17 protein-coding genes, 2 tRNA genes and 3 rRNA genes are annotated in these 22472 nt (G+C 41.2%); 14 read left to right on the top strand and 8 right to left on the bottom strand.

Annotated features, from left to right (window positions below):
- Positions 1 to 16 precede the first annotated feature (16 nt).
- Positions 17 to 1030: a ferrochelatase gene (gene hemH, locus ACXZ1K_RS00110; protein ID WP_458971356.1), complete on the top strand. Its 1014-nt coding sequence runs from the start codon at positions 17 to 19 to the stop codon at positions 1028 to 1030.
- Here the strand turns inward: hemH and ACXZ1K_RS00105 are convergent.
- A complete protein-coding gene (locus ACXZ1K_RS00105) occupies positions 1027 to 2238 on the bottom strand; it encodes a 3-deoxy-D-manno-octulosonic acid transferase (RefSeq protein ID WP_458971355.1) in 1212 nt (403 codons plus the stop codon). The genes hemH and ACXZ1K_RS00105 overlap by 4 nt on opposite strands.
- A 236-nt stretch (positions 2239 to 2474) precedes the next feature.
- Between ACXZ1K_RS00105 and galE the strand changes: the two genes are divergently transcribed.
- From galE to rfbB, 3 genes are read left to right on the top strand one after another with little or no spacing between them, the layout of a single operon-like run.
- Entirely contained in the window at positions 2475 to 3497 is a 1023-nt protein-coding gene (galE, locus tag ACXZ1K_RS00100) for a UDP-glucose 4-epimerase GalE (RefSeq protein ID WP_458971354.1), read from the top strand.
- Entirely contained in the window at positions 3497 to 4063 is a 567-nt protein-coding gene (locus tag ACXZ1K_RS00095; RefSeq protein WP_458971353.1) for a hypothetical protein, read from the top strand. Before galE ends, ACXZ1K_RS00095 begins: the two co-directional genes overlap by 1 nt.
- A 4-nt stretch (positions 4064 to 4067) precedes the next feature.
- Positions 4068 to 5120: a dTDP-glucose 4,6-dehydratase gene (rfbB, locus tag ACXZ1K_RS00090; protein ID WP_458971352.1), complete on the top strand. Its 1053-nt coding sequence runs from the start codon at positions 4068 to 4070 to the stop codon at positions 5118 to 5120.
- A 20-nt stretch (positions 5121 to 5140) separates the two neighbouring features.
- Here the strand turns inward: rfbB and ACXZ1K_RS00085 are convergent, their stop codons facing one another.
- Positions 5141 to 6373, bottom strand: a complete 1233-nt coding sequence (locus ACXZ1K_RS00085) for an ABC transporter permease (protein WP_458971351.1) — start codon at positions 6371 to 6373, stop codon at positions 5141 to 5143.
- 90 nt (positions 6374 to 6463) lie between these two features.
- A complete protein-coding gene (locus ACXZ1K_RS00080) occupies positions 6464 to 6817 on the bottom strand; it encodes a HesB/IscA family protein (protein ID WP_458971350.1) in 354 nt (117 codons plus the stop codon).
- Between the two features lie 162 nt (positions 6818 to 6979).
- On the opposite strand from ACXZ1K_RS00080, the gene ACXZ1K_RS00075 reads away from it, so the two are divergent.
- The 3 genes from ACXZ1K_RS00075 (at position 6980) to dnaA (ending at position 10684) form a co-directional block, all read left to right on the top strand.
- Entirely contained in the window at positions 6980 to 7510 is a 531-nt protein-coding gene (locus ACXZ1K_RS00075; RefSeq protein ID WP_458971349.1) for a DUF7935 family protein, read from the top strand.
- Position 7511: 1 nt separating this feature from the next.
- Positions 7512 to 9059 (top strand): acyl-CoA mutase large subunit family protein, encoded by a 1548-nt coding sequence (locus ACXZ1K_RS00070; protein ID WP_458971348.1) that lies wholly within the window; start codon positions 7512 to 7514, stop codon positions 9057 to 9059.
- Between the two features lie 194 nt (positions 9060 to 9253).
- On the top strand, positions 9254 to 10684 hold the full coding sequence (gene dnaA, locus ACXZ1K_RS00065) for a chromosomal replication initiator protein DnaA (RefSeq protein ID WP_457290330.1): 1431 nt from the start codon (positions 9254 to 9256) through the stop codon (positions 10682 to 10684).
- Positions 10685 to 10750: 66 nt separating this feature from the next.
- Here the strand turns inward: dnaA and ACXZ1K_RS00060 are convergent, their stop codons facing one another.
- From ACXZ1K_RS00060 to ACXZ1K_RS00045, 4 genes are read right to left on the bottom strand one after another with little or no spacing between them, the layout of a single operon-like run.
- Positions 10751 to 11302, bottom strand: a complete 552-nt coding sequence (locus tag ACXZ1K_RS00060; protein WP_458971347.1) for an NUDIX hydrolase — start codon at positions 11300 to 11302, stop codon at positions 10751 to 10753.
- A 20-nt stretch (positions 11303 to 11322) separates the two neighbouring features.
- A complete protein-coding gene (locus ACXZ1K_RS00055) occupies positions 11323 to 12102 on the bottom strand; it encodes a TPM domain-containing protein (protein WP_458973214.1) in 780 nt (259 codons plus the stop codon).
- A 5-nt stretch (positions 12103 to 12107) separates the two neighbouring features.
- Complete coding sequence (locus ACXZ1K_RS00050; RefSeq protein WP_458971346.1) at positions 12108 to 12548, bottom strand: TPM domain-containing protein; 441 nt, start codon at positions 12546 to 12548, stop codon at positions 12108 to 12110.
- A 5-nt stretch (positions 12549 to 12553) separates the two neighbouring features.
- Positions 12554 to 13135, bottom strand: coding sequence for a LemA family protein (locus ACXZ1K_RS00045; RefSeq protein WP_458971345.1), 582 nt, complete (start codon positions 13133 to 13135; stop codon positions 12554 to 12556).
- A gap of 280 nt (positions 13136 to 13415) precedes the next feature.
- Between ACXZ1K_RS00045 and ACXZ1K_RS00040 the strand changes: the two genes are divergently transcribed.
- Both ACXZ1K_RS00040 and ACXZ1K_RS00035 read left to right on the top strand, forming a co-directional pair.
- The gene (locus ACXZ1K_RS00040; protein WP_458971344.1) at positions 13416 to 14957 is read left to right on the top strand and encodes an NAD(P)/FAD-dependent oxidoreductase; all 1542 of its coding nucleotides are present in this window, start codon (positions 13416 to 13418) and stop codon (positions 14955 to 14957) included.
- A 40-nt stretch (positions 14958 to 14997) separates the two neighbouring features.
- Positions 14998 to 15357: a CoA-binding protein gene (locus ACXZ1K_RS00035; protein WP_458971343.1), complete on the top strand. Its 360-nt coding sequence runs from the start codon at positions 14998 to 15000 to the stop codon at positions 15355 to 15357.
- Positions 15358 to 15360: 3 nt separating this feature from the next.
- Here the strand turns inward: ACXZ1K_RS00035 and ACXZ1K_RS00030 are convergent, their stop codons facing one another.
- On the bottom strand, positions 15361 to 15714 hold the full coding sequence (locus tag ACXZ1K_RS00030; protein ID WP_458971342.1) for a DUF5655 domain-containing protein: 354 nt from the start codon (positions 15712 to 15714) through the stop codon (positions 15361 to 15363).
- 1366 nt (positions 15715 to 17080) lie between these two features.
- Here ACXZ1K_RS00030 and ACXZ1K_RS00025 point away from each other — a divergent pair.
- The 5 genes from ACXZ1K_RS00025 (at position 17081) to rrf (ending at position 22326) form a co-directional block, all read left to right on the top strand.
- Positions 17081 to 18603, top strand: a 16S ribosomal RNA gene (locus tag ACXZ1K_RS00025).
- A 117-nt stretch (positions 18604 to 18720) separates the two neighbouring features.
- Positions 18721 to 18795, top strand: a tRNA-Ile gene (locus ACXZ1K_RS00020).
- A gap of 15 nt (positions 18796 to 18810) precedes the next feature.
- Positions 18811 to 18887: transfer RNA gene (locus ACXZ1K_RS00015), tRNA-Ala, on the top strand.
- Positions 18888 to 19177: 290 nt separating this feature from the next.
- Positions 19178 to 22056 (top strand): 23S ribosomal RNA (locus ACXZ1K_RS00010).
- A gap of 158 nt (positions 22057 to 22214) precedes the next feature.
- Positions 22215 to 22326, top strand: a 5S ribosomal RNA gene (gene rrf / locus ACXZ1K_RS00005).
- Together the 16S, 23S and 5S rRNA genes with 2 tRNA genes alongside form the textbook arrangement of a ribosomal RNA operon.
- The last annotated feature ends 146 nt before the right edge of the window (positions 22327 to 22472 follow it).

The raw sequence follows: 22472 nt of genomic DNA, 5'->3' as shown, positions 1-22472 counted from the left end.
TTAATTTCGCACCATTATGGGTAAAAAAGGTGTATTGCTTGTCAATTTAGGAACTCCAGATAGTCCGGAAGTAGGAGATGTTCGAAAGTATCTCGATCAGTTTCTTATGGATGAGCGAGTAATTGACATCAATGCCTTCAAAAGGACTTTGCTCGTAAAGGGTATTATCGTACCCTTCAGAAGTCCAAAGACCTCAAAACTGTATAAAGAGATTTGGGATGAAAATGGATCGCCACTTCTTTACTATAGCAGGATACAGGCTGCCTTACTTCAGGAGAAGCTTGGTGCAGATTACCATGTGGAACTGGCAATGCGTTATCAAAATCCATCCATACTTTCTGCTTTGGAAAAAATGAAAGCTGGGTTGGTTGAAAGTATTAAGGTCATTCCTATGTTTCCACAATATGCATCAGCGAGCACAGGTTCTGTCATTCAAAACGTAATGGAGCTGGTTAGCAAATGGCCAACTGTCCCTCCAATATCATTCGTTAATTCTTTTTACAGTAATGAACTGATCATAGAATCTTTTGCCGAAAATGCAGTAAAATATAATCCATCAAGTTATGATCATGTGCTGTTTAGCTTTCACGGGCTTCCAGAACGCCAACTACTCAAGTGCGATCATACCGGCCATTACTGCCTCAAAAGCGATAATTGCTGCCAATCCATAAATGATACTAATAAGTTTTGCTACTCAGCACAAGGACATCATACCGCGAAGTTGATTGCTGATAAGCTAGGTATTCCTGCGGCCGACTATACCGTTTGTTTCCAGTCACGCTTAGGAAAAGAGCCTTGGGTACAACCTTATACAACCGATGTATTGAAAAAGCTTGCTGCTCAAGGCAAGAAAAGATTATTGGTGTTCAGCCCAGCCTTCGTTGCAGATTGTTTGGAAACGCTTTATGAAATCACAGTAGAATACCATGAAGAGTTTAGGGCATTGGGAGGAGAACATGTCCAGTTGGTAGAGAGCTTAAATGATAACCCGAAGTTCATCCAGGCGCTTGCAGAAATGGCCACAAGCTAAAGTATGCTCACTAGATAATCTACAATCATATTGGTTGCACCAGTATTTTTGCGAACATAAGTCTTCGCATTTGTTCCTGCATTGTCACTGGAAGTTAGCGCCTCAAACGCGTTATTTAATTCCGTTTCATTGCTAATGCTTTGAGCAGATTTTAATTGAATAAGATCTTTAGCTTCCTGGAACTTACCATAATTGGGGCCAAAAATAACAGGTATTCCAAATGCAGCGGCTTCAAGTGTGTTGTGAATACCAACTCCAAATCCTCCTCCTATGTAAGCTATCTGACCGTAGTTATATAAATAAGATAACATTCCGATGTTATCTATAACCAACACATTTGCTGAAGAATTATCTTCCCATTCCGAAAATGAAATGGAGTTTGGGAATAAAACACGAATACTGGCTATCCGTTCCTTTTCGATTTCATGAGGGGCAATGATAAACTTCCATTTTGCGTGCTTTTCAACCAACTTGCTAATTAAAATTTCGTCCGCTGGCCATGTACTTCCAGCAACCATCACAGGTGCTATGTCTACGAACTCTTCAACTTGGTTAATTTTCTTCGGATTTTCCGCATTTTGATAAACGCGATCAAATCTAGTATCTCCGCTTAAAGTAACGTTTGCTATCTTGATGCTGTTTAAGAGCTCCACACTTTCCTGGTTCTGCACAAAAAAGTGATTCACATACCTTAATATCTTTTTATTGAAAGAACCATACCATTTAAAATAAATCTGGTCTGGTCTGAAAATTCCTGAAATGAGTATCACTGGCGTATTATTTGCATTTAATGCGCTAAAATAATGGTACCAGAATTCGTATTTAGTGAAAATAGCAATTTCAGGATTAAACAATTTCAACAACTGCCTTGCATTCGCTGCGGTATCTAGGGGTAAATAAAAGACCCCCGCCGCTAAGGAATAGTCTTTCCTGATTTCATATCCAGAAGGCGAAAAAAATGTAATTATGATCTTTCTGTTTGGGCGTTCAGCCTTAATGCGTTCAAGTACGGATCGCCCTTGCTCAAATTCTCCAAGAGATGCAAAATGAAACCAAATGTGTTTTTCAGATGGATCAATTTGTCTTGAAATGTTATCAAAAATGTTAATTCTTCCATTTACAAACAGTTTTGCCTTATTGTTGAATAGAGAATAAAACTTAGCAATTAATCCATAAAATTGAATTGCTATATTGTAAAGCCAAAGCATTTGTTTGTTTATTTATTATCTTAGCCGAAGATAGTTCAATAAAACCGAAACAGCATTAATATCTTTTAAAAGCTATTTCACAGGTGCATCAACTGATACAATAGGCGCTGGTTTTTGTAGTAATCTATTGAATAATGGTGCAAAAAAGAGTTAAAAATTCGAACATTTCAGGTCTCTAACAAAGACGCATTTATAAATACAGAACAGAAGATTTTTCAACATATAATCAATAATAAATGGCTAAAATACTAGTAACTGGTGGAACTGGTTTCATAGGATCTCATACAGTAGTTGAGCTTTATAATGCTGGCTACGAGGTTGTAATTATAGATAATTTTGCTAATTCCAGCCCCAAGATTTTACAACAGATAAAAGCGATAACAGGTATTGATCCTGAGTTTGTAGAACTTGATCTTTGTGATGAAGCAAAGGTTTTTGAATTTGCAGCCAAATATCCTGATATTTCAGGTGTAATTCATTTCGCTGCGTTTAAAGCAGTGGGCGAATCTGTCCAGGAACCGTTAAAGTATTACAAGAATAATTTTTATTCCTTGATCAACTTGATCAATGCTTATCAAAGTTCCTTAAATCTGGTTTTTTCGTCTTCCTGTACTGTTTATGGTCAGCCTGATTCGCTGCCGGTAACGGAAGAGGCACCAACTAAAAAGGCTGAATCTCCTTATGGAAATACCAAGCAAATTGCCGAAGAGATTTTGCAGGAAACCTGTAAGGTTAGCCCTTCGTTAAATGTAATTTCACTTCGTTATTTTAATCCGGTTGGCGCTCATGCAACTGCCCTTATCGGAGAATTACCTATCGGTGTACCACAAAATCTTGTGCCTTTTATTACGCAGTCAGCTATAGGAAAGCGCGGCCCGATAACGGTATTCGGAAATGATTATGATACTGCCGATGGCAGTGCGGTAAGAGATTATATACATGTAGTAGATCTCGCTAAAGCGCACGTTGCCGCTATTAAAAGACTGGAGCATGCTGAGGCGGATTCCAATTATGAGGTATTTAACCTCGGAACTGGCAAAGGTTCAACTGTACTGGAAATCGTCAATGCGTTTGAGCAATCAACTGGTGAAAAGTTGAACTATAACATTGGCCCAAGAAGAAGTGGCGACGTAGAGAAAGTATGGGGTGATGTGACAAAATCTTCTGAAGTACTTGGCTGGACAGCTGAGCTTGGTGTAGATGACATGATGCGCTCCGCATGGAATTGGGAAAAATATTTAAAAGATAACCCCTTTTAATGCGCTTAGCCGAGCATAAAGATCTGAAAGCAGAAATTAAAGCCCTTCCTGATAAGGAAAAGGATAAGTTGTTGATGAGACTTATTGCGAAAGACAAGGTGCTTACGGAGCATCTTCACTTTATGTTACTCGAAAGTGAGGAAGACTTGGTAGCCAGGTTTGATGGTGTTAAAGAACAGGTCGAAGCAGGAATAGCAGAGTTGAAAGCAAACAAGAAATATAACGCTAAAGATACGCTGCTAAAAATGAGGAAACTGAATGCGGGTATAAATCATCATTTTAAAGTAACTAAGGATTTGGTGACAGAGGTGGAGTTGAAAATATACTTATTACAAAGTATGCCAATCACCTTCAAGGATGGTGTTTTTTCTCCAATGTATAGATTTAATGAAAAATTGTATATCTATTTCGTTAAATCTGCATTGTCACTATTAGCCAAATTTTATAAACTTCATGAGGATGTTCAATTTGACATGAAGGAGTCAATAAACTTAATACTAACTAAAATATATACTGAAAAGACCGCTGCAATCGCTCAGGAACTTGCAGTGCCTAAAGAAATTTAAAAGAATGAAAAAAATATTGATAACTGGTGGTGCAGGTTTTATCGGATCGCACGTAGTAAGGAGATTTGTAAATAACTATCCCGACTATCAAATTGTTAATCTTGATAAACTTACCTATGCAGGTAATCTGGCTAACCTTACCGACATTGAAGATAAGCCAAATTATTCTTTCGTAAAGGCAGATATAACGGATGTGGCCGAAATTAATCAGATTTTCAAAAAAGAAGACTTCGATGCCGTGATTCATCTTGCTGCTGAATCTCACGTTGACAGATCCATAACTGATCCTACTGCGTTTGTGATGACCAATGTGATCGGTACTGTAAATCTTTTAAATGCTGCACGGGAATTCTGGAAAGGTGCCTTCGAAAGGAAGCGCTTTTATCATGTATCTACAGATGAGGTTTACGGCGCGCTTGGAGAAACAGGGATGTTTACCGAAACCACTGCATACGATCCTCACAGTCCATATTCAGCGTCAAAAGCGTCTTCTGATCATTTTGTAAGAGCTTACCATGATACTTATGGTATTGATGTCGTTATTTCAAATTGTTCTAACAATTATGGCTCTCATCATTTTCCTGAAAAATTAATTCCTTTGGCAATCAATAACATTAAAAATAATCAACCGGTCCCGGTATACGGGAAGGGTGAAAACGTTCGCGATTGGTTATGGGTGGAAGATCATGCCAGAGCAATTGATGTTATTTTTCACAATGCCAAAACCGGCCAGACGTATAACATTGGCGGGCACAATGAGTGGAAAAATATCGATTTAATTCACCTGCTTTGTAATATAATGGATAAAAAATTGGGTAGGCCGGAGGGTGAATCTGCTAAGCTAATTACCTTCGTTACCGATAGGGCAGGTCATGACATTCGCTATGCTATTGATTCAACTAAACTACAAAAGGAATTAGATTGGGTACCAAGTCTTCAATTTGAAGAAGGACTAACCAAAACGGTAGAATGGTATCTTGAAAATGAAGAATGGTTGACTAATGTGACTTCCGGAAACTATCAGGCTTATTACGATAAGCAATATACAGCCCGATAGGAAACCAAATAACTATAATATTATTCATACCTTAAAGCTTCAACTGGATCCAGTTTTGAAGCTTTTTTTGCTGGGTAATAACCTGAAGCTATTCCAACAACCACGCAGAGTGCAAATCCTCCTGAAATCCATTTCCATGGAATAATAAACGAACCTCCCATAGCAAATGAAATTACATTCCCTAAAGCGATTCCAAGAAAAATACCGAAAGCCCCCCCCATAAGACAAATCATAACAGCTTCTATCAGGAATTGCTTTCTAATTACCGCTGGATTTGCACCAATCGCTTTTCTAATTCCTATTTCCCTTGTCCTTTCGGTAACGGAAACTAGCATAATATTCATTAAGCCAATTGAGGCACCAATTAACGTTATACCTCCAATTGCAATACCACCGAGCACAATATATTTAAGATTCTCAAATAGCGTTTGTGCGATCGCATCACTTTTTATAATCTCAAAGTTATTTGGTTCTGCTATTTTTACTTTTCTGATTTTCCTGAACTCTCCTGTTGATTCTCCAATTACATTATCCATTTGGTCATTATTAACAACCATGACGGTGATCGTATAGGAAGGATTGGAGTTTGTGTTGATCAGTTTGGCCTTTAATAAAGGCACAAAGACCGCCCTGTCTCCACTAAAGCCCATACTTTGGCCTTTTGATTCCAGTACACCAATCACTTTTAGGCGATGGTTACCTACATTAATGATTTTGTCGAGCGGTGATTCTTTTTTAAAGAGTTTAGTGGCAATCTCGCTCCCAACAATACATAAATTATTACCACTCTGCACCTCTGCTAAACTAAAATTTCGGCCCAAGCTAAGATTCAATCCTTGAGAATTTAAACCATTTTCATCAATCCCCATGATATTGATATTTGGATTGGTTTTTTCCTGATCATATTTTGCTGTTGCTCCCCCTGTTGCATTTACACTAATTGCTACAGTTGCAGGAGCATTCAAACGTTCCTTAAAATTGATGGCATCCTCATATTTGATGGAGCGGAAAGGTTTTGGTCGCTGCCCTCCGCCACCTACCCTAATCCCGATACCTCTATTCCTAATCGTAAAAGAATTCGCGCCCATACTCGAAAAAGCCTCAGTCATGCTTTTTTTAACTGCATCTAGTGTAGTTAAAATTCCTACTAAAGCAGACAAACCAATTGCAATAATCAATGCGGTAAGCATGGTTCTCAGCCTGTTGCTTTTTATGGATTGGAGGGCTAGTCTGACGTTTTCAGTATAGGTCATTCGATGGAAATAAAATCTTATTGGGTATAAAAGTAAAAAGTCCCGATGTTAAGACAACGGGACTAGTTATAATGTTACAAAGATTGCCAATTAAACAGCGAAGCTGGTACCACAACCGCAAGTACTCGCTGCATTAGGATTGCTGAAAGTAAAACCTCTTGAGTTAAGCCCATCCTGCCAATCTACTTGCATTCCTAGAAGGTACATTTGATGAGCTTTATTCATAAAAACCCTGATTCCTTCAATTATAAATTCCTGATCGGCTTCTTTTTTTTGATCGAATCCAAGAACATAGCTCATTCCAGAGCATCCTCCTCCTTCAACACCAACACGGAGTCCGAAATCTTCTCCAATCTCCTGCTGATCTTTTAACTTAAAAAGTTCCTTTACTGCACCTTCGGTAAAAGTAACTGGTGCAAATGACGTTTCAACTGTATTACTCATGCTATTTATCATTTTAAAGTACAAAAACTTACTATATCAACAGTTAATTTCAGTGCGAACAGCATATCAAATTGAACAATTGATTATTGGTGTAAATATAAATAAAATGTACATTTTTGCGTCGGTTAGCTACTAATTATTACCGTAATTAAACAAAGCAAAATGGAACCAATAAGCTTTTTTTATCAAGTTGCTGTCGCATCACTCGCCGGAATTATCATAGTTGGATTCGCTTATTTTTTAGTAAGGGATAAATTAAATCAATACCTAAAGTTTAAAACCACGGTAGTTACAGAGAAAGATAACAGCCAGTTGCCAGGTTTGCGACTACAAGCTTATGAACGGCTAATCATTTTTGTTGAACGCATCAACCCTGCAAATATACTTATTCGGCTTCATCAGCCAGGAATCTCTGTAAAAGTCCTGCAGTCAATGGTCATCAATGAAATTAATGCAGAATACCAACACAATATTGCGCAGCAGCTCTATATAAATTCCACAACATGGAATATTATAAGAAAGCTGAAGGAAGATACTCAGGCGATGGTAGGCAGTGCGGCAACCGGGCTACCGCAAGATGCCTCCGGGTTGGATTTGAGTAAAAGGGTATTACAGCATCTGGCTGGCCTGGAAGAAAACATATACGATCTGACCATAGATTTAATAAAGCGAGATATACAACAGCAATTTTGAAATGGAAGAGAAGAAAATAACAACGACTTCGGGGATTGAGATTCGCGAACTTTATACCTCTGCTCAGCCAAATAATGAGGTTCCGGGAAAGTATCCTTTTACCAGGGGTATTCAAAAAGATATGTATCGCGGGCGATTATGGACGATGAGGCAGTATGCCGGATTTTCCACTGCAGAAGAATCCAATAAGCGCTATCATTACTTGCTCAAACAAGGTACAACCGGGTTATCTGTCGCTTTCGATCTTCCAACACAAATAGGCTACGATTCTGATCATGAAATGTCTGAGGGTGAAGTGGGGAAAGTTGGAGTGGCCATAGACTCCTTAAAAGATATGGAGATTTTGTTTGAAGGCATTTCACTTGAAGGTATCACTACATCAATGACCATCAATGCTACAGCTGCAATTCTTCTTTCAATGTACATCGCCCTGGCGAAGAAGCAAGGTGCCGATATCAGTCAGATCTCGGGAACGATTCAAAATGATATCTTGAAAGAATACGCCGCAAGAGGCACCTATATCTATCCGCCAAAACCTTCAATGCGGATTATTACAGACATTTTTGAATACTGTAGCAGGGAAGTGCCCAAGTGGAATACCATTTCAATTTCCGGTTACCATATAAGAGAAGCCGGAAGCACAGCTGTGCAGGAGCTCGCTTTTACGCTGGCCAATGGTAAAGCATATCTCAATGCTGCAATTGAAAAGGGATTGGATATTAATGTTTTTGCGCGTCGCCTTTCTTTCTTCTTTAATTGTCATAATGATTTTTTTGAAGAGATCGCCAAGTTCAGGGCTGCCAGGAGGATGTGGGCCAAGATCACCAAAGAGCTTGGAGCAACAGATGAAAGGGCGCAGATGCTCCGCTTCCACACGCAGACTGGAGGTTCAACATTAACCGCACAGCAACCTTTAAATAATGTCATCAGAGTTACCAATCAGGCAATGGCTGCGGTGCTTGGAGGTACCCAGTCACTGCATACTAATGGTTACGATGAGGCCTTGTCATTACCAACAGAAGCCGCCGCTAAGATCGCTTTACGCACTCAGCAAGTCATCGCTTTTGAGAGTGGTGTAACCAGTACCGTAGATCCTCTTGCAGGCTCCTTTTTTGTTGAAAATCTTACCGATGAAATGGAGGCTGCGGCTCATCTCTATATTGATAAAATTGACGCCATGGGCGGATCCGTAAATGCGATAGAAAATGGCTATATCCAGAATGAAATTGCGGCAGCTGCTTACCAATATCAATTGGCCGTTGAAGACGGCAGTAAGGTAATAGTTGGGGTGAACCGTTTTACGCAACATGCAGACGAAACGATAGAACCATTTAATATTAATGACTCAATAAGAATAGTGCAGTCCGATAAAATAGCGCTTTTGAAGCAGCAGAGGGACAATTCAGCTGTTACTGCCGCACTTTCTGCCCTTAAAGAAGCAGCAGAGGGAACGTCCAATCTCATGCCTTATATATTGCTTGCAGTGGAAGCTTATGCTACCCTAGGTGAAGTAGCCGATGTGCTCCGTAGTGTTTTTGGTGAATATTAAAACATGTGTTAACAAATAGTTATCAACACAAAAAATTCAGGTTAAGCAGGGTATGGTATTGCTGGCTAAGTACTTACCAAATAAATGAAAATTAAGTTTTTTTTGTTGATAATTTTTTGAATATTCGATCTCTCGAAACAGCCAATTATTAACGCTCGTATCGTAACTGTAAACCAACAAATTATAGAATTACTATGGAAAAAACTTGTACCGAAGTATGGAAGAACTGTCTCCAAATCATAAAAGATAACATTCCGACCCAGAGTTTCAAAACTTGGTTCGAACCGATATCAGCATTGAAATTGGAAGGCAAAGTTTTAACCATACAGGTTCCCAGTTTATTCTTCTATGAATGGTTGGAAGAACACTATGTGGGACTGCTACGTAAAACAGTCAAGAAACAATTGGGTGATGAAGGAAGGTTAGAATACAACATTGTAGTTGATAAGTCAAGCAACACCGGATCTCCGTATACCACTAATATGCCGAGTAATGGAAATGGGGCAGAAGCTAAGATTCAGTCGATGCCAATTCCTGTTTCTATTAATAAGGACATTAAAAATCCTTTTATTATTCCAGGATTAAAAAAGCTTAATGTAGACCCTCAGTTAAATTCGAATTATACGTTCGATAATTATATTGAAGGAGATTGCAACAGGCTGGCAAGATCTGCAGGATATGCGGTTGCAGCCAAACCTGGCGGAACCTCGTTTAATCCACTAATGATCTATGGTGGAGTGGGATTAGGTAAAACCCACCTTGCCCAGGCAATTGGTAACGAGATTAAACGCAACATGCCCGATAAGCTAGTGATCTATGTTTCTTGCGAAAAATTCTGCCAGCAATTTGTCGATTCATTAAAGAATAACACCATCAACGATTTTGTTAACTTCTATCAAGCAATGGATGTGATCATCATGGATGATGTACATAACTTTGCAGGTAAAGAAAAAACTCAGGATATCTTTTTCCACATATTTAATCATCTTCATCAATCTGGTAAACAGGTGATCTTGTCTTCTGATAAAGCACCAAAAGATTTAGCAGGATTGGAAGAGCGCTTATTGAGCCGTTTTAAATGGGGTCTTTCTGCTGATCTTCAAATTCCTGATTTAGAAACAAGGATTGCTATCTTAAGGAAAAAAATGTATGCCGATGGCATAGAGCTTCCTGCAGAGGTTGTTGAATACGTTGCTCATAATATTGATAACAACGTTCGTGAACTTGAAGGAGCAATGGTTTCCTTACTAGCGCAGTCAACACTCAATAAAAAAGATATTGATCTGGCACTTGCCAAACAAATGCTGAAGAACTTCATCAAGAATACCTCTAAAGAGATTTCAATGGAGTACATTCAAAAGTTGGTTTGCGAGTATTTTGAAGTACCCGTTGATATGGTTAAATCACAAACACGCAAACGTGAAATTGTTCAGGCCCGTCAAATTTCAATGTACCTTTCTAAAAGCCACACCAAATCTTCTTTGAAAACAATTGGTGCGTTTTTCGGAGGTCGTGATCACTCTACAGTAATATATGCATGCCAAACCGTCGAAGATTTAATTGATACGGATAAGAAATTTAAGGGCTATGTTCATGACATTCAGAAAAAACTGAAAATGAGCTAAACATACCCTGCTAACAAAAACGGCTTCCAATTGGAAGCCGTTTTTGTTAGCAGGTAAAATTATTCTTTACTTCAATTCGCCAAGCTTCATTAAGCCATAAAACAACGCATTAGAATGCAAAGCCTGTGCAATCAGATTCTCTTTCAAAAATGTTTTAACTTCATCGATCGTATATTCCTGAACTTCCAGGATCTCATGGTCATCAAGGTGTTGCTCATGAGTTTTGATGCCGCCTTTTAACAGGTAGGTATAAGTAACATTTGTAGAAGTAGCCGGGTTCGGATAGCTAGTGCATATCAACTCAGAATGGTCAAAGGAATATCCCGTCTCTTCCAGTAATTCTCTTTTAATAGCATCTTCCGGTGATTCGTCGCCGTCGATCACTCCGCCAGGGATCTCTAAAGAAATGATATCACCACCATGTCTGTATTGGGAAACCATAATCACCTTATTGTCGGCTGTGAGCGCAACAGCATTAACCCAATTGGGGTATTCTAAAACATAGTAGTCATCTTTGATCACCCCATTCTGAAGGTCGCAAACATCTACGCGTAATGTTGCCCATTTTTCCCTAACCAAATATTTTGAAGAGATGGTTTTCCACTTAAGTATACTCATGTTTGTTTAAAATAAGAACGTTACCAACTGCCACTACTTCCGCCTCCACCAAAGCTGCCTCCACCAAATCCGCCGAAACCTCCGCCTCCACTACTACTGCCACCTCCCCAGCTTCCGCCAGAACTCCTGCCGCTTCCGCCGCCTAAGAGCATGCTCCAAAATAGTGCATTAGCTACTCCTCGTCCACCGATTACCTGTCCGCCGTTTCCGCCACCACCACCTTTTTTGATAATGATAATGACAATAACAATGATGATTACCAATATAACTGCAGATGGAAAGCCGCTTTCCTTTTTTCCTTTGGCCTTTGGAGCATCATTTTTATACTCTCCACGGGTGTATTTGATAATGGCATCTGTTCCTTGATCTAACCCCTGGTAATAATCACCGGTCTTAAAGCTAGGTTTAATCTCATTTTCAATAATTCGTTTTGCGTAAACATCCGGTAATACTCCTTCAACGCCATAGCCTGTCTGAATAGAGATTTTCCGGTCGCCAAGCGCTACAACGATCATAATCCCGTTATTTTTGCCCGATTGCCCAACTCCCCATTGTCTGCCAAGCTGAAGTGCATAATCATTAATATCATACTCGCCCACCGACTTTACCATTGCTATCGCAATCTGCGTAGAACTGGAGTCATCAAATGCAACCAGCTTCTGTTCAAGTTGAGCAATTTGGGTGGCAGATAAGGTGTTAGTATAATCGTTTACCAACTTGCTTGGTTTGGCAGGGAAATCCTGCCCAAGGGCAGCATAACTAACAATTAATAAGAGCAATCCTATAAATGATCTTTTCATCATTATCAATTGTTAGACTGATCCATAAATACAATCTCGTTAGGCAGCTCATTGATATCGCCACTTTCAAAGGGATAAAATGTTGCCAATTTTTCTCCTGCCAGCATTATTCCGGCAATAATTCCTTGCGCCAGATTTCCTGATGCGAAATGTGCCTGCATTGCTACTTTTGTAGTTTCCCAGAAATCTTCAGGTACAACCTTATTAATTCCACGATCACCGATAATAGCAAATTTGTGATCTGCATGAGCTAGATAAATCAGTACCCCATTATGTCGGGATGTTTTATCCATACCTAACTTTGCAAAATAAGAAGTTGCCTTTTCAAAAGCATCACCCGGACAGTGTTTGTCAATTGCTATTCTAATTTCTCCGGAAGTCGCTTTTTCTGCCGTTGCAATCGCACTTGCAATCTGTTCTTGTTGTTCCTCTGTGAATACGCCCATAATAGTTAAAACTCTACTTTTGGTGCGTTTTGAGCTCCTGCTTCAGCTTTAAAGGCAGCTTTCTTGCTAAAACCAAATAATCCTGCAGTTAAGTTGTTTGGGAATGACCTAACCTTCGTATTATAAACCTGTACAGACTCATTAAAGTCTTTACGTGCAACACTTATCCTGTTTTCTGTTCCTTCTAATTGCGCAGAAAGATCTGAAAATTGTTGTGTAGCCTTCAACTCCGGATAATTTTCTGTTAAAACCATCAAACGGCCCAATGCCTGGCTTAATTGACCTTGCGCTGCCTGGTATTTTTGCATATTCTCTTCAGTAAGTTTATCTGGATCTATAGTGATTTGACTTGCTTTAGAACGTGCTTCAATTACTTGTGTCAATGTGGTTTGTTCAAACTTGGCGGCTCCTTTAACAGTGCTCACAAGATTTGGTATAAGGTCAGACCGGCGTTGATACTGGCCTTCAACATTTGCCCATTTTGTTTGTACATCTTCATCAAGTTTGACAAGACCATTGTAGCCACAGCCGCTTACTGCTACGAGTAATACTAAAATTCCAACTACTACTAAAACTGCTTTTTTCATATTTTCTTTTCTTAATGTGATTTGGGCTTACTCAGCCTCGTCCTTAAATCAATTGTTAATTTAGCTATTAGAACTCAAATTTCATTCCTTTGTTACAAAGAAGCCTCAAAACCTGACATTAATTATAAAACCCGGTTATAAAAATTATCAAGCAAACAATTGTAGACTTTTTGGCAGATTGGGCTTCTTGATGTTCAATTGGTATAACATACCGACTGGCTGCATAATTTTTAGATTATTTGTAGCTTTGTGCCATTCGGGATAAAAACCTGACCAGCTTATGCAAAAGGATATAGAGATTACGCTTTCTCCAGAAGAATTATCAGACGAGGGCATTATCAAAACTAAACTCAGCGCTTCATTAAAGATCAATCCAGTTAAGGTTACAGGGTATCAGATCTTGAAACGCTCTATTGATGCTAGATCCAGGAAAGTTATTTTTCGTTTACAAGTTAAAGTTTACGTTGACGAAGTACCAGTTAAAGAACATTTTAGTTTAAAGTACCCAAATGTTGCTGATGCCAAGCGTGTTATTATAATAGGCGCTGGGCCGGCAGGTTTATTTGCCGCACTTCAATGTATAGAAGATGGGTTAAAGCCTGTAGTTCTGGAAAGAGGTAAAGATGTGAAGCAACGTCGCAGAGACCTCGCCGCAATAAATAAAGAAGGTTTAGTAAATACAGAATCCAATTATTGTTACGGTGAGGGAGGTGCCGGAACATATTCGGATGGAAAATTATACACCAGATCAAACAAGAGGGGGGATATTAATAAGATCCTCCAAATATTCGTTTCGCATGGCGCGTCTGAAGATATACTTATTGATGCCAGGCCGCATATAGGAACAAATAAACTCCCACATATTATCACGGCCATTAGAGAAACTATCTTAAATGCAGGCGGAGAAGTTCATTTTGATTGTAAGGTAACAGATTTTATAGTTCAGTTTGGGAAGATACGGGGGGTTGTTGTTAATAATGAACAGGAATACAAATCTGATGCAGTTATTTTAGCAACTGGCCACTCTGCCAGAGACATCTATGAGTTGTTACATCAAAAAGGAATTTCGGTAGAAGCTAAGCCCTTTGCGCTTGGAGTTCGCATCGAGCACCCGCAGTCGATCATTGATGCCGCGCAGTATCATTGTGACATTAGAAGTAGTTTTTTACCTCCAGCATATTATAGTTTGGTAGAGCAGGTAGGTAGCCGGGGAGTTTTTTCATTTTGCATGTGTCCAGGCGGCATCATTGCACCTTGTGCAACTCATGTTAATGAAATTGTTGTAAACGGCTGGTCGCCATCTAAGAGAAACAATCCATTTGCTAATTCTGGAACGGTAGTTCAGATTAATTTAGAGGATGTAAAGGGCGATGATCCCCTGCGTATGATGAATTTTCAGGCAGAGATAGAAAAAACTGCTTTTAACCTGGGTGGAGGTAATTTAGTAGCGCCCGCCCAACGGATGGTTGATTTTGTTGAGGGGAGGCTTTCGGCTGATTTACCAAAGAACTCTTATTTGCCTGGTACGAGAAGTACTATCCTAGAAGATACACTGCCAGATTTTGTTGCTTCGAGCTTAAAGAACGCTTTGCCCATATTTGGCAAAAAAATGAAGGGTTATTACACCAACGAGGCAATTTTGGTGGGTGTTGAAAGCAGGTCTTCATCACCGGTGCGTATTCCCAGAGATAAAGAAACCTTCCAGCACCCACAAATATCAGGTTTATTTCCCTGTGCAGAAGGGGCTGGGTATGCTGGTGGAATTGTATCTGCCGCCATTGATGGAGTTAATTGTGCTAAAGCTGTTTTAAAGTTTACGTAAACAGATTGCATGGTTGATTGTTCTTTTTAAAATTAATGTGATGAAGAAGACACTTATTATAGGAGCAACTCCAAATCCTACACGTTATGCTTATCGTGCTGCGCAGATGCTGAGAGCTAAAGGACATGAAATTGTTAATGTTGGAATAAAAAAAGGTGAGGTTGCCGGGGTTGAAATTGAGAAGCCTGGTGAGATTCATCATGATATTGATACCATAACCTTATATATAGGCCAGGATTTGCAGGAAGGTTATCATGATTATATTTTAAAGACACATCCTAAACGAGTTATCTTTAATCCAGGTACTGAAAACCAAAAATTGGAAGAGCTTCTGCTTGAGAATGCGATTGAACCGGTATCCGCATGTACTTTAGTATTATTGTCTACTGGGCAGTATTAGCAATCAAACACCTTTTAAATACGCCAGTTTCATATATTCTTTCACTTCGTCATTAATGTCATCTTCATGGTATATTCGAATATGATGGTTATACTGCTTAGCATTGGGAACCTGTTTTATCTTTCTAAAGCATAGATTTTCATAATAAGGCTTGTCAAAAGGCAAAACCAGATCAATAAAATCTTTTCCCATTTGTATAATGTAGGCGAAGTTGATGCGGTTAGAAAACACAAGCATTGTTTTGGTCGAGTGTAAATTCGATGCGCCTATTTTGTTAAATTCCAAAGCCAGGTGTTCCAAGAGCGCAATGGCTTGGGGTGATTTAAGGTTTATAAAATCTTGAACATTTTTCTCCATGTCTTTTAAATAAGTATATATTTAAGTAGGTTTCCCTCATTTTAAAATATCGCGAAGGCAAATAAGCGCGTTAGCAGTGAAGTGTATGTAATTCGCTGTTCTTTGAATTTTTCACTTATAATCCAAAATACTAAAAGTATTATTAAAGGCTAGTATACTTAATGTTTAGTTGGTATATGTTTGACCAATAGTTGGGGGAGTCTGCTGTTTCATAGTAACTTTTCAATAAGATTTATCTATTAACTCCCCTAACCATTCTCCAAAATCACTAAAATGCTATCTGGCATTGTTCTTCATTGGGTATGGGTTATGTATTAGTCTTTTAATCTTATGATATTGATAAGTTATTGCTTAGCTATTGGCTCGTCTTCAGTCGAGTGGAAGATTAGTCAAGGACCTACCAAGGACCTACCAACGACTAACCAACCCGAAAAGGAGATCGGAAAAAGATGCGCTTTGTCCTGTACTGAAATAAGTTTACAGAGATAACTATACAGGTTTTTGATTATTGAGTATGGAATATTGTGCTCACTGACCTATGCATCAATACTTTGGAAATTAGCGATTGTATAGCCTTTGCGGTTAGAAAGGTCACGGTTTACCGGCCTTTAAATACACCTAGTCATGATTTTGGATAAAAAAGGGCTTTTAAATGGGTTTGGGACGGCTTGAGCCGTTATAGACCCGTTACTAACCCGTTACAGACCCGTTGCAAATCCCTTGTTTTTATTACGCCTTTTGCTGCCGGTAGTATAGGCACACCATTGGGTTCAACTTTTTCTTGTTGTTTATTAGGGTGTTAGCTGGGGATAACAAATTAGTTGATATAAATGTTTGGTGTGGTTGAAATTTTTTCTACTTTTGCAACCCGCTACGGAGGGAAGGATAAGAATGATTGGGGTAGTTAGGGATTAGTACATTGATAAGCTGGGGTAAGGGATTGAGATTGTTGAGTTATTTGTTTTAGGGTTTTAAAGGACTTTAAAAAAAAGATTAAAAAAAGCTTGACAAGATCAAAAAGATTCTTACCTTTGCAGTCCCAACAAAACGGGGATTTACCGGACGGAGTCTGGTAAGTATAACAAAGATTGAAAGGATGTGATTTTAAACAGATGCGGGGATGATAAAGACCTTGCAGAAACACAGGGATCATGTTTATAAGATATAGAAGGGAGAACCGCGAGGAGATTCCGACAAGTTCATTAAAGAGATGTCATTTATAGCGTAGCGAGGTAAGAGAGTGCTGATTCAAAGTACATGATACCAGTGCTATTATTTTAGAGTTAATTTCTATCAGACAATACAAATAGAATAAAGACTATTATTAATTAAGTTAAGAATGGTCAGCGTTCAAACAACACATTTTACAATGGAGAGTTTGATCCTGGCTCAGGATGAACGCTAGCGGCAGGCCTAATACATGCAAGTCGAACGATAGATTGGTGCTTGCACTAATCGAAAAGTGGCGCACGGGTGCGTAACGCGTATGCAACCTACCTTATTCAGGGGGATAGCCCGAAGAAATTCGGATTAACACCGCATAAAATCACAGCTCAGCATTGAGTAATGATCAAATATTTATAGGAATAAGATGGGCATGCGTGTCATTAGCTAGTTGGCGGGGTAACGGCCCACCAAGGCGACGATGACTAGGGGATCTGAGAGGATGACCCCCCACACTGGTACTGAGACACGGACCAGACTCCTACGGGAGGCAGCAGTAAGGAATATTGGTCAATGGAGGCAACTCTGAACCAGCCATGCCGCGTGCAGGAAGACAGCCCTCTGGGTCGTAAACTGCTTTTATTCGGGAATAAACCTTTCTACGTGTAGGAAGCTGAATGTACCGAAGGAATAAGGATCGGCTAACTCCGTGCCAGCAGCCGCGGTAATACGGAGGATCCAAGCGTTATCCGGATTTATTGGGTTTAAAGGGTGCGTAGGCGGCTTATTAAGTCAGGGGTGAAAGACGGTGGCTCAACCATCGCAGTGCCTTTGATACTGATGAGCTTGAATGAACTAGAGGTAGGCGGAATGTGACAAGTAGCGGTGAAATGCATAGATATGTCACAGAACACCGATTGCGAAGGCAGCTTACTATGGTTTTATTGACGCTGAGGCACGAAAGCGTGGGGATCAAACAGGATTAGATACCCTGGTAGTCCACGCCCTAAACGATGAATACTCGCTGTTAGCGATATACAGTTAGCGGCTAAGCGAAAGCGTTAAGTATTCCACCTGGGGAGTACGCCCGCAAGGGTGAAACTCAAAGGAATTGACGGGGGCCCGCACAAGCGGAGGAGCATGTGGTTTAATTCGATGATACGCGAGGAACCTTACCCGGGCTTGAAAGTTAGTGAATGATTTAGAGATAGATCAGTGAGCAATCACACGAAACTAGGTGCTGCATGGCTGTCGTCAGCTCGTGCCGTGAGGTGTTGGGTTAAGTCCCGCAACGAGCGCAACCCCTATGTTTAGTTGCCAGCACGTTAAGGTGGGGACTCTAAACAGACTGCCTGTGCAAACAGAGAGGAAGGAGGGGACGACGTCAAGTCATCATGGCCCTTACGTCCGGGGCTACACACGTGCTACAATGGATGGTACAGAGGGCAGCAAGCTGGTAACAGCAAGCAAATCTCAAAAAGCCATTCACAGTTCGGATAGAGGTCTGCAACTCGACCTCTTGAAGTTGGATTCGCTAGTAATCGCGTATCAGCAATGACGCGGTGAATACGTTCCCGGGCCTTGTACACACCGCCCGTCAAGCCATGGAAGTTGGGGGTACCTAAAGTATGTAACCGCAAGGAGCGTCCTAGGGTAAAACCGATAACTGGGGCTAAGTCGTAACAAGGTAGCCGTACCGGAAGGTGCGGCTGGAATACCTCCTTTCTGGAGTAGGATTGACTACTCGCTACGTAAAATGATATAAATGACACAAGATCTCAAAAAAGAAAACCCATAGGATGAAACATCACATAGTGTTCTCATACTGCAGTAAAGACAATTAGTCCCGTAGCTCAGTTTGGTTAGAGCACTACACTGATAATGTAGGGGTCAGCAGTTCAAATCTGCTCGGGACTACATATTGAATCTTAAGGGGGATTAGCTCAGCTGGCTAGAGCGCCTGCCTTGCACGCAGGAGGTCAACGGTTCGACTCCGTTATTCTCCACCATCACCGGTACTTAATATAAAAGGTACAGAAATAGGGAAACTGGCAACAGCCGACCCGGGATTGAAAAGTTCTTTGACATATTGGAAGAAGTTAAAAAAGAAGAGCAAACAACAATAGATAGGTTGTTAGCTTGGACAGAAGAAACAGTTATGTACACGTTACGATGTACTGAACAGAAGGATTTATCCGGACAGGGAAGTTAGTGGCAGTTATGTACTATGTATTTTGTTCGTAAAGAGTTAACAATGATCAAAAAAAGCATTTCCATAGGCGCAAAAGGCTATGGAGAGAAGAAAGTAAATAAGAGCACACAGGGGATGCCTTGGCTCTCAGAGGCGATGAAGGACGTGATAAGCTGCGATAAGCACTGGGGATTAGCAAATATGAATTGATCCGGTGATTTCCGAATGGGGAAACCTGGCTAGTTGAAGACTAGTCGTATATAATACGCAAACCTGCCGAACTGAAACATCTAAGTAAGCAGAGGAAGAGAAAATAATAATGATTTCCTAAGTAGTGGCGAGCGAACGGGAAAGAGCCCAAACCACTTATGTTACGGCATATGTGGGGTTGTAGGACTACGATATGATTATAATGCAATGAAGTGGAACAGGATGGGAAGCCTGGCAATATAGAGTGAGAGCCTCGTACACGTAAGTACCATTAGTCTAGTAGTATCCTGAGTACCGCGAGGTCGGAGACGCCTTGTGGGAATCTGCCGGCACCATCCGGTAAGGCTAAATACTCCTGAGAGACCGATAGTGAACCAGTACCGTGAGGGAAAGGTGAAAAGAACCCCGAACAGGGGAGTGAAATAGAACCTGAAACTGTGTGCTTACAAGCGGTCGGAGCGTCCAGGTGGCGTGACGGCGTGCCTTTTGCATAATGAGCCTACGAGTTACTCTTCTCTGGCAAGGTTAAGTGTTTAAGACACGGATCCGAAGCGAAAGCGAGTCTGAATAGGGCGTATAGTCAGGGGAGGTAGACGCGAAACCTTGTGATCTACCCATGGACAGGTTGAAGGTGCGGTAACACGTACTGGAGGACCGAACCGATAAACGTTGAAAAGTTTCCGGATGATCTGTGGGTAGGGGTGAAAGGCTAATCAAACTGGGAAATAGCTCGTACTCCCCGAAATGTTTTTAGGAACAGCGTGGTGGTTAAGTTAACTAGAGGTAGAGCTACTGATTGGGTGCGGGGGAGTCAAATCCTACCAAATCCAGACAAACTCCGAATGCTATTTAATATACACTGCAGTGAGGCGCGGGGTGCTAAGGTCACGCGCCGAGAGGGAAAGAACCCAGACCATCAGCTAAGGTCCCCAAGTTACAGTTAAGTTGAACTAACGAGGTCCGATTGCATAGACAGCTAGGATGTTGGCTTGGAAGCAGCCATTCATTTAAAGAGTGCGTAACAGCTCACTAGTCGAGCGATCGGGCATGGATAATAAACGGGCATTAAATTGTACACCGAAGCTATGGGTAATATTAATATTACGGTAGGGGAGCATTCCAGCGGCAGCGAAGCTATGACGTAAGTTGTGGTGGAGCTTCTGGAAAAGCAAATGTAGGCATAAGTAACGATAAGGCGGGCGAGAAACCCGCCCACCGAAAGGATAAGGTTTCCTGATCAACGCTAATCGGATCAGGGTTAGTCGGGGCCTAAGGAGAACCCGAGAGGGATATTCGATGGACAACGGATTAATATTTCCGTACTTTTTATAACTGCGATGTGGGGACGGAGTAGTGACACTGCCGCGATCTGACGGAATAGATCGTTAAAGGCTGTAGGTATTGGGACTGTAGGTAAATCCGCAGACCTAGCTGAACGCCGATAGTACCGCGAGCCTTCGGGTAAGTGGATAGCGCAGGTAATCAGACTTCCAAGAAAAACCGCTAAGCTTCAGGTTATAAAAACCCGTACCGCAAACCGACACAGGTATCCGGGAAGAGAATTCTAAGGTGCTCGAGTGAATCATGGCTAAGGAACTCGGCAAAATGGCCCTGTAACTTCGGGAGAAGGGGCGCTGGCAGCAATGTCAGCCGCAGTGAAAAGGCCCAGGCGACTGTTTAACAAAAACACATGGCTTTGCAAAATCGAAAGATGAAGTATAAGGCCTGACACCTGCCCGGTGCTGGAAGGTTAAGAGGGGATGTCATCCGCAAGGAGAAGCATTGAATCGAAGCCCCAGTAAACGGCGGCCGTAACTATAACGGTCCTAAGGTAGCGAAATTCCTTGTCGGGTAAGTTCCGACCTGCACGAATGGTGTAACGATCTGGGCGCTGTCTCAGCCATGAGCTCGGTGAAATTGTGGTCCCGGTGAAGACGCCGGGTACCCGCAACGGGACGGAAAGACCCCATGCACCTTCACTACAATTTAACATTGACATTGGATACAGGATGTGTAGGATAGGTGGGAGACTATGAAGCGGCGTCGCCAGGCGTCGTGGAGTCAACGTTGAAATACCACCCTTTCTGTATTCGGTGTCTAACTCCATCTAATGGAGGACATTGTTTGATGGGTAGTTTGACTGGGGTGGTCGCCTCCAAAAAGGTAACGGAGGCTTTCAAAGGTAAGCTCAATACGCTTGGTAACCGTATGAGGAGTGCAATAGCATAAGCTTGCTTGACTGTGAGACAGACAAGTCGATCAGGGTCGAAAGACGGATATAGTGATCCGGTGGTTCTGCATGGAAGGGCCATCGCTCAAAGGATAAAAGGTACGCTGGGGATAACAGGCTGATCTCCCCCAAGAGCTCATATCGACGGGGAGGTTTGGCACCTCGATGTCGGCTCGTCACATCCTGGGGCTGGAGAAGGTCCCAAGGGTTCGGCTGTTCGCCGATTAAAGTGGCACGCGAGCTGGGTTCAGAACGTCGCGAGACAGTTCGGTCCCTATCTGTTGTGGGCGTTGGAATTTTGAGTGGGGCTGACCTTAGTACGAGAGGACCGGGTTGGACTAGCCTCTAGTGAATCTGTTGTTCCGCCAGGGGCATTGCAGAGTAGCTACGCTGGGAATAGATAAGCGCTGAAAGCATCTAAGTGCGAAACTAGCCACGAGATGAGAATTCCATATAGGACCGTAGCAGACTACTACGTTGATAGGTTACAGATGTAAAGATGGCGACATCAAAGTCGAGTAATACTAATAATCCGAAGCTTTCAAGAGCATAGAACTGTTGTTTGTTCTTCCTAACTAACTTCTTTCAATAATATGTCATTGTTTACTGGTGTATTTAGTACATAGTACTTAGTATTTAGACAAATCGTCGGGATACTAGATAACTACTAAAATCTAAATACTAACTGCTAAACATTTAAAATATTCAGGTGCCTATATCGGTGGTGTCCACCTCTTCCCATTCCGAACAGAGAAGTTAAGCCCACCAGAGCCGATGGTACTGCGGTAACACGTGGGAGAGTAGGTCGGTGCCAGATCTTAAAGATACCCTGTAGTGAAAACTACAGGGTATTCTTGTTTATCACAAAAACCAAAATCAACACCTCTAACCTCAAACCTCAAAACAAAATCTCAGCCGCTGCACCGGCCCCACTACATACACACCTACTTCCTGCAAACAGGA

Source organism: Pedobacter jaeyakensis (genome assembly GCF_054461315.1).
Note: the sequence above shows the minus strand (reverse complement) of the source record. Positions and strands in the feature narration are given on the sequence as shown.

Bases quoted from the DNA above. Each gene is read 5' to 3' on its own strand.
- ACXZ1K_RS00105 (WP_458971355.1), bottom strand. From the start codon at position 2,238: ATGCTTTGGCTTTACAATATAGCAATTCAATTTTATGGATTAATTGCT.
- ACXZ1K_RS00085 (WP_458971351.1), bottom strand. From the start codon at position 6,373: ATGACCTATACTGAAAACGTCAGACTAGCCCTCCAATCCATAAAAAGC.
- ACXZ1K_RS00030 (WP_458971342.1), bottom strand. From the start codon at position 15,714: ATGGAGAAAAATGTTCAAGATTTTATAAACCTTAAATCACCCCAAGCC.
- ACXZ1K_RS00060 (WP_458971347.1), bottom strand. From the start codon at position 11,302: ATGAGTATACTTAAGTGGAAAACCATCTCTTCAAAATATTTGGTTAGG.
- ACXZ1K_RS00070 (WP_458971348.1), top strand. From the start codon at position 7,512: ATGGAAGAGAAGAAAATAACAACGACTTCGGGGATTGAGATTCGCGAA.
- ACXZ1K_RS00040 (WP_458971344.1), top strand. From the start codon at position 13,416: ATGCAAAAGGATATAGAGATTACGCTTTCTCCAGAAGAATTATCAGAC.
- ACXZ1K_RS00080 (WP_458971350.1), bottom strand. From the start codon at position 6,817: ATGAGTAATACAGTTGAAACGTCATTTGCACCAGTTACTTTTACCGAA.
- ACXZ1K_RS00035 (WP_458971343.1), top strand. From the start codon at position 14,998: ATGAAGAAGACACTTATTATAGGAGCAACTCCAAATCCTACACGTTAT.
- dnaA (WP_457290330.1), top strand. From the start codon at position 9,254: ATGGAAAAAACTTGTACCGAAGTATGGAAGAACTGTCTCCAAATCATA.
- ACXZ1K_RS00050 (WP_458971346.1), bottom strand. From the start codon at position 12,548: ATGGGCGTATTCACAGAGGAACAACAAGAACAGATTGCAAGTGCGATT.
- galE (WP_458971354.1), top strand. From the start codon at position 2,475: ATGGCTAAAATACTAGTAACTGGTGGAACTGGTTTCATAGGATCTCAT.
- ACXZ1K_RS00075 (WP_458971349.1), top strand. From the start codon at position 6,980: ATGGAACCAATAAGCTTTTTTTATCAAGTTGCTGTCGCATCACTCGCC.
- ACXZ1K_RS00055 (WP_458973214.1), bottom strand. From the start codon at position 12,102: ATGAAAAGATCATTTATAGGATTGCTCTTATTAATTGTTAGTTATGCT.
- hemH (WP_458971356.1), top strand. From the start codon at position 17: ATGGGTAAAAAAGGTGTATTGCTTGTCAATTTAGGAACTCCAGATAGT.
- ACXZ1K_RS00095 (WP_458971353.1), top strand. From the start codon at position 3,497: ATGCGCTTAGCCGAGCATAAAGATCTGAAAGCAGAAATTAAAGCCCTT.
- ACXZ1K_RS00045 (WP_458971345.1), bottom strand. From the start codon at position 13,135: ATGAAAAAAGCAGTTTTAGTAGTAGTTGGAATTTTAGTATTACTCGTA.
- rfbB (WP_458971352.1), top strand. From the start codon at position 4,068: ATGAAAAAAATATTGATAACTGGTGGTGCAGGTTTTATCGGATCGCAC.